The 5,814-nt window shown below is 32.2% G+C and carries 6 protein-coding genes; all 6 read left to right on the top strand.

What is annotated here, in order from left to right:
• A partial coding sequence (locus U9R42_01305) for a type II toxin-antitoxin system ParD family antitoxin (GenBank protein ID MEA3494651.1) occupies positions 1–124 on the top strand: 124 nt, incomplete at its 5' end.
• Entirely contained in the window at positions 117–416 is a 300-nt protein-coding gene (locus U9R42_01300; GenBank protein ID MEA3494650.1) for a type II toxin-antitoxin system RelE/ParE family toxin, read from the top strand. The genes U9R42_01305 and U9R42_01300, both read left to right, overlap by 8 nt.
• Before the next feature lie 336 nt (positions 417–752).
• Positions 753–1,787: a Fic family protein gene (locus U9R42_01295; GenBank protein ID MEA3494649.1), complete on the top strand. Its 1,035-nt coding sequence runs from the start codon at positions 753–755 to the stop codon at positions 1,785–1,787.
• A gap of 197 nt (positions 1,788–1,984) precedes the next feature.
• Positions 1,985–4,402, top strand: a complete 2,418-nt coding sequence (locus U9R42_01290; GenBank protein MEA3494648.1) for a TonB-dependent receptor — start codon at positions 1,985–1,987, stop codon at positions 4,400–4,402.
• Positions 4,403–4,404: 2 nt separating this feature from the next.
• Positions 4,405–5,085 (top strand): family 16 glycoside hydrolase, encoded by a 681-nt coding sequence (locus U9R42_01285; protein MEA3494647.1) that lies wholly within the window; start codon positions 4,405–4,407, stop codon positions 5,083–5,085.
• 139 nt (positions 5,086–5,224) lie between these two features.
• The coding region (locus U9R42_01280) for a Fic/DOC family N-terminal domain-containing protein (GenBank protein ID MEA3494646.1) at positions 5,225–5,814 on the top strand (590 nt) is incomplete at its 3' end.

The following is a 5,814-nucleotide window of genomic DNA, read 5'->3' as shown; positions in this document are numbered from 1 at the left end:
AGAAAATAAAACTATTGCTTTAAAAAATGCAATTCAAGAAGGTGTTGAAAGTGGATTAGCTATTGACTTCAATCCAAATACACATCTGAAAGAATTAAAAGCAAAAAAAGAACAGAATGGCTAATTACTTTTTGACTAATAAAGCCGTAGATGATTTATCCAAAATTTGGAATTATACCTTTGATAACTGGTCTGAACAACAAGCTGACAAATACTATCAAATGTTACTTGATAACTGTAAGGAAATTGCAGAAAATCCATATATTGGTAAAAATTATGACGGAATTGTAAACAAATTATTTGGTTATAGAACGGTACGACATATTATTTTCTACAGAAAGTTAAATAAGAATGAAATTGAAATAACAAGAATATTGCATGAGCAAATGGATTTAAAATATAGAATAACAGAATAACCCCACATAACAAAAAACATAGTGAATGCCGCAATTAGTTGTAAATATAAAAGTTAATACACAAATAAAATTAGTAATAACTTGAAAATTAATCGTTTTAAAATGCGGCACGCCCCATATTCAAAATGTCAGACTGTCAAAAAACCATCAACACCTAAGCATATAAAATACACTACTAATCAGCGAATTAAAAAGACATGCTACAATGAACAAATGCGAAATATAGAGTGTTTGTGCTATGTATTTTAGCGTTGTAGCTCATTTAAGTAAAAAATACAGCTCATTTATTTGCTAATGTGAGCCGAATAGATTATCTTTGTGAGCTAAATCAGAAATATGAATATTGATAACTTGACATTAAACTTTGTAAAAGAAAATCCAAAATGCTCTTCTAATGATATTTTGCAAGGAATAAGTGCGAATAAAAGTATTGCTACAATAAAAAGGACAATTTCAAAACTAATATCAGAAAAATTAATAATTTCAATAGGAAAAGGAAAAGCAACAAGATATAAACTTTCCCCTTTCTATACACTATTTGAACAAATTGAAATTGATAAATACTACGAAAAAGAAATTGATGAAAGAAACATAAAGGAAAATTTCAATTTTTCTTTGATTACTGAAATACTACCGAATGTGAATTTATTTTCGAGTAAAGAAATAGAAAAAATAAATACATTACAAGAAAAATACATTCAAAATATTTCCGAATTAAGTGAATTTGAATATAACAAAGAATTAGAACGTCTCGCAATAGATTTAAGTTGGAAATCATCACAAATAGAAGGGAATACATATTCGCTTTTAGAAACAGAGCGATTATTAAAAGAAAAAGAAACTGCAGCGGGAAAAACGAAAGAAGAAGCAATAATGTTGCTTAATCATAAAGATGCTCTTGATTTTCTTATTGAAAATCCGGATTATCTATTTCCTTTAACTGTCTCAAAGATTGAAGATATTCATAGTATTTTAATAAAAGAACTTGCTGTTGACAGAAATATTCGGAAAAGACGTATTGGAATTTCAGGGACAAATTACAAACCCATAGATAATGAATTTCAAATAAAAGAAGCCTTATCAGGAATTTGCGAACTGATTAATAAAAAAGCAAACATCTTTGAACAAGCTCTTTTAGTTTTGATATTAATCTCATACATACAGCCATTTGTTGACGGAAATAAAAGAACTGCCAGAATAGTAAGCAATGCAATATTGATTAACAACAAATATTGCCCTGTTTCATTTCGAACAGTTGATAGTGTTGATTACAAAAAAGCAATGTTGCTGTTTTATGAAAAAAATAATATAACAGCATTTAAGAAAATATTTATCGAACAATTTGAATTTGCAGTAAAAACATATTTTTAGAATGATAGAAAAACGCCCTACAACACGCAATACAATAAATTGGTCAGAAAGTACTAAATATGAAATTCTTATCATTAAATAAACTATGTGGTAAATTGAAAGATTGGAGCTTTAAATGCCCACCATTTTCATATTGCCACCAGTATGCCATGCTTAAAAAAACAATGTGTATAAACAATAAACCCAAAATATTTAAAATGAAACGTATTATTTATTTATTTATTCTAATGATTAATTTATCAACCTACGCACAAAACCCAGAAAGAATTGAGGGGATAGTGCTTGACAGCGAGAACAACCCTGTCGAATTTGTAAACGTTTTTATTACATCAGTTAATGACACTACGACCATCATAAACGGTACGGTTACAGACAATAACGGTCGTTTTGTTTTGGCAAACATTCCCTTTGGCAACTATCATATTCATTTTCAGTTTATCGGATTCGTAAATCATCAACAAACAGTATTACTTAATGATGTAAATAAAAATATAGATTTAGGAACAATAATAATGAAACAGGATGCAATCGTTTTGAACTCAGTTGAGATAACTGCTTTTCGCAACCTAATTCAGAAAACCGAAGAAGGAATTGTGGTGAACGCATCGGAAAATTTAACACAAATTGGCGGTACAGCAGCCGACTTAATGAAGAATATGCCCGGGGTTCAGGTAGATATGGAAGGAAATTTAACCATGAGGGGAAAAAGCCCTTTGATAATGATAAACGGTAGGGTTTCTGGTATTGGCGGAGTGGGCAGGGTAACAAATTTGGAACAAATCCCTGCAAGCTCCATTGAACGCATCGAAATTATTACAAACCCGTCTGCAAAATACGATGCCGATGCCGAAAGCGGAATTATAAACATTGTTCTTAAAAAAGGTAATAAAAATCTTGGCACAAACGGAGCGGCAGCTTTGGGAGGTGGTTTTGGAGCACGCTATCGCTTAAACGGCTCTTTCCTTATTAACCATAATACCCCTAAATGGAATTTAGGTCTGGCTTACGACAATTGGTTTACTACCAGAACACGCACGGTAAACAGACAACGTACTCAATACGATTCTGACGATAACCATTTTCTGTTACAGCCACGGGAAGACGAACGTACTATACAAACCCAAACGGCACGATTTAATGTAGGCTATACACCAAATAAAAAAAACAGTTTCAGACTGGAAGGTATATGGCTATTTGAAGGACAGGATAATTACGAAACCATAGTGAGTACCACCGAAACCTCATTGCATGACTTTACAATCCGTAATAGCAGATTTTCAAACGAAATCAGGCGTTTCCATACAGGCGAACTATTGTTTAATTATACGAGAAATTTCAATCAAAACAGAATGCTTACAATTGATGCAAGCTCTGCTATTGAATACAATAGAGAAAACACCGACATCTCAACACAGAATTTAACGGAACAAAACACTGAAATTGGCAAGCCTTTTTTGCAGAAAACATACTTTTACGAAGATGCCAATCTGACTAATTTTGCGATAAATTATGAACATCCGATAAAAGAAATAGGAATAATCGAAACCGGATATAAATCCACATTTAGATTTATAAATGATGATTATCTTCGTTCCAACCAACTAAATGGCAGTTTTATAAACGATGTATCTCACACCGATATTTTTAAATTCAACGAACAAATTCATGCTTTTTATCTGCAATACACAGGTTGGACAGCTACACAACAAGAGCCAAAATTGAAATATCAATTCGGCATCAGACCGGAACAGGTTTGGAACACAGGCGATAATATTCAGTCATCGTACAATTTTTCTAACAACTATTTTCATCTTTATCCATCGGCATCGTTAATTTATTATACGCATAGAAGAAATTCGTATAAACTCGCTTACAGTAAACGAATTAACCGACCATCAATTGGTTATTACAGTCCCTTTATTGACATTACCGATTCGTTAAATGTTTGGTCGGGGAATCCCGATATTGAGCCTGAGCTTTCGCACGCAGTTGGATTTACATACAACCATGCTTTTAAAAAGGCAAGTCTTTCTACTTCCTTGTTTTACCGACTCACAAGCAATAGTATTTTCCCTTATACAACTATCGATAGTAGCGGAGTAAGTACAACACGACCCGAAAATTTCGGCAATTCATCAACTTATGGTGTAGAAGCCATTTTTACTTATAACCCATTTGATTTTTGGAAAATAAATTTCGATGCTTCATTATACGAACAAAGAATTGAACAAAATGCTCAATTGCAAAATACTCTAAAAAAACAACTGTCAGGCTATGCTAAATTTATTAATAATTTTGATGTATGGAAAAACGGCAGACTTCAAATCACTGCAAACTACAGATCGCCAATTGCTATACCGCAAGGCTTAAGAAAAGAAGTATATTTTATTGACCTCGGGTTTCAGCAAAAAATCTTAAAAGGTCAAGGGCGATTGGCTTTGACAGTAACCGATATATTTGATACACAACGCAGTGAATCCACTGTTTCTAGCAGTAATTTTGAATATACACACTATCGGAAAGTAGATACAAGGGCAGTTATGCTGATTTTTGCTTACACCTTTAAATCGGAATTTAAAGAAAAACTTTTAGAAAATAAATTTAAAAACGAATAAGTATGAAAACATTAGTAATCTCAATCTCAATCCTGCTGAGCATTGCCTCATGCAGAAATTCAACACCGAATAACAATAAAATTGAAAATGTAGTTTCCTATGCGAAATTCGGTAGCGACACACTTTTCAATTTTGAAAATGAGGTAGAAGGTAAAGTCCCAAAAGGTTTTTCCTCAACAGCTACCGGAAAAGCAAAAAGCATAAAGTGGAGCATTGTAAACGATAACGGCAATAAAGTGGTTGCACAACAAGCAATTAATAAAGGCAGTTGTTATAATTTACTAATTCTTGACAAAGACGGGTACAAGGATTTTACAGCCACTGTAAAAATAAAAGCCATTTTGGGCGAAGAAGACCAAGGGGGCGGACTCGTTTGGCGATACATTGATAAAGATAATTATTACATTGCACGCTACAACCCACTTGAAAACAATTTCAGGTTCTATAGTGTTGTTGATGGAAATCGAAAGAAATTGCTAAGTGTTGACAGCGATATTAAACAAGGCGAATGGTTTACCATGACAATTGAAACGAAAGGAAATAGGATTACTTGTTCATTAAACGGAAAAGCATTAATTGAATCAACGGACGACACTTTTCAATCGGCAGGTCTAATCGGGTTTTGGACAAAGGCGGATGCTGTTACTTATTTTGACGACCTGAAAATCAATAAAGATAAATGAGTACAGTCTAAAAACAAACAAAATCAAACGATAAAGAAATAGAAAAAACTTAGCAGACTGCAAATAATATGCAAAGAAAAATAGATTTTATTATCATAATGATGTATCTTTGTAAAGAAAATAGAAATAACTTTACATAATGAAAACTGAACAATTAAAGAAATTACCTTTTGATAAAGACATTGAAAGTCGAAAAATATTAAAAAAATTAACTTCTGTTCACAGAGCATTGGCAGAGTTAAAAGGGGTTGTTTCAAGTATTCCAAACGAAAACATATTAATTAATACATTGGGGCTTCAAGAAGCAAAAGATAGTTCAGCAATTGAAAATATCATTACAACTCACGATGACATTTATAAAGCAGAATTAAACCTCGAAGGTTTTAAATCGTTAAATGCCAAAGAAGTTCAAAATTATATTGCGGCTCTAAAAACAGGATTTAAACTAATCTCTAAGAATAAAATTCTGACAAATAATGATATAATTGAAATACAATCTGTACTTGAAAAAAATAATGCAGGATTTAGAAAAGTTCCAGGAACTGCTCTAAAAAATGCATCAACTGGGAAAATTGTTTATACACCACCACAAGACTATCAAACAATTCAAGAATTAATGACAAATCTTGAACAGTTTGTCAATGATGAGAGAATATCTGATTTTGACCCACTTGTCAAGATGGCAATTATTCATTATCAATTTGAAAGTATCCATCCGTTTTATGACGG

The organism is Bacteroidota bacterium (genome assembly GCA_034723125.1).
Lineage (GTDB): Bacteria > Bacteroidota > Bacteroidia > CAILMK01 > JAAYUY01 > JAYEOP01.
The sequence above is the reverse complement of the archived record's forward strand: the minus strand, read 5'-3'. Positions and strand labels throughout refer to the sequence as shown.

Bases quoted from the DNA above. Each gene is read 5' to 3' on its own strand.
- U9R42_01300 (MEA3494650.1), top strand. From the start codon at position 117: ATGGCTAATTACTTTTTGACTAATAAAGCCGTAGATGATTTATCCAAA.
- U9R42_01295 (MEA3494649.1), top strand. From the start codon at position 753: ATGAATATTGATAACTTGACATTAAACTTTGTAAAAGAAAATCCAAAA.
- U9R42_01290 (MEA3494648.1), top strand. From the start codon at position 1,985: ATGAAACGTATTATTTATTTATTTATTCTAATGATTAATTTATCAACC.
- U9R42_01285 (MEA3494647.1), top strand. From the start codon at position 4,405: ATGAAAACATTAGTAATCTCAATCTCAATCCTGCTGAGCATTGCCTCA.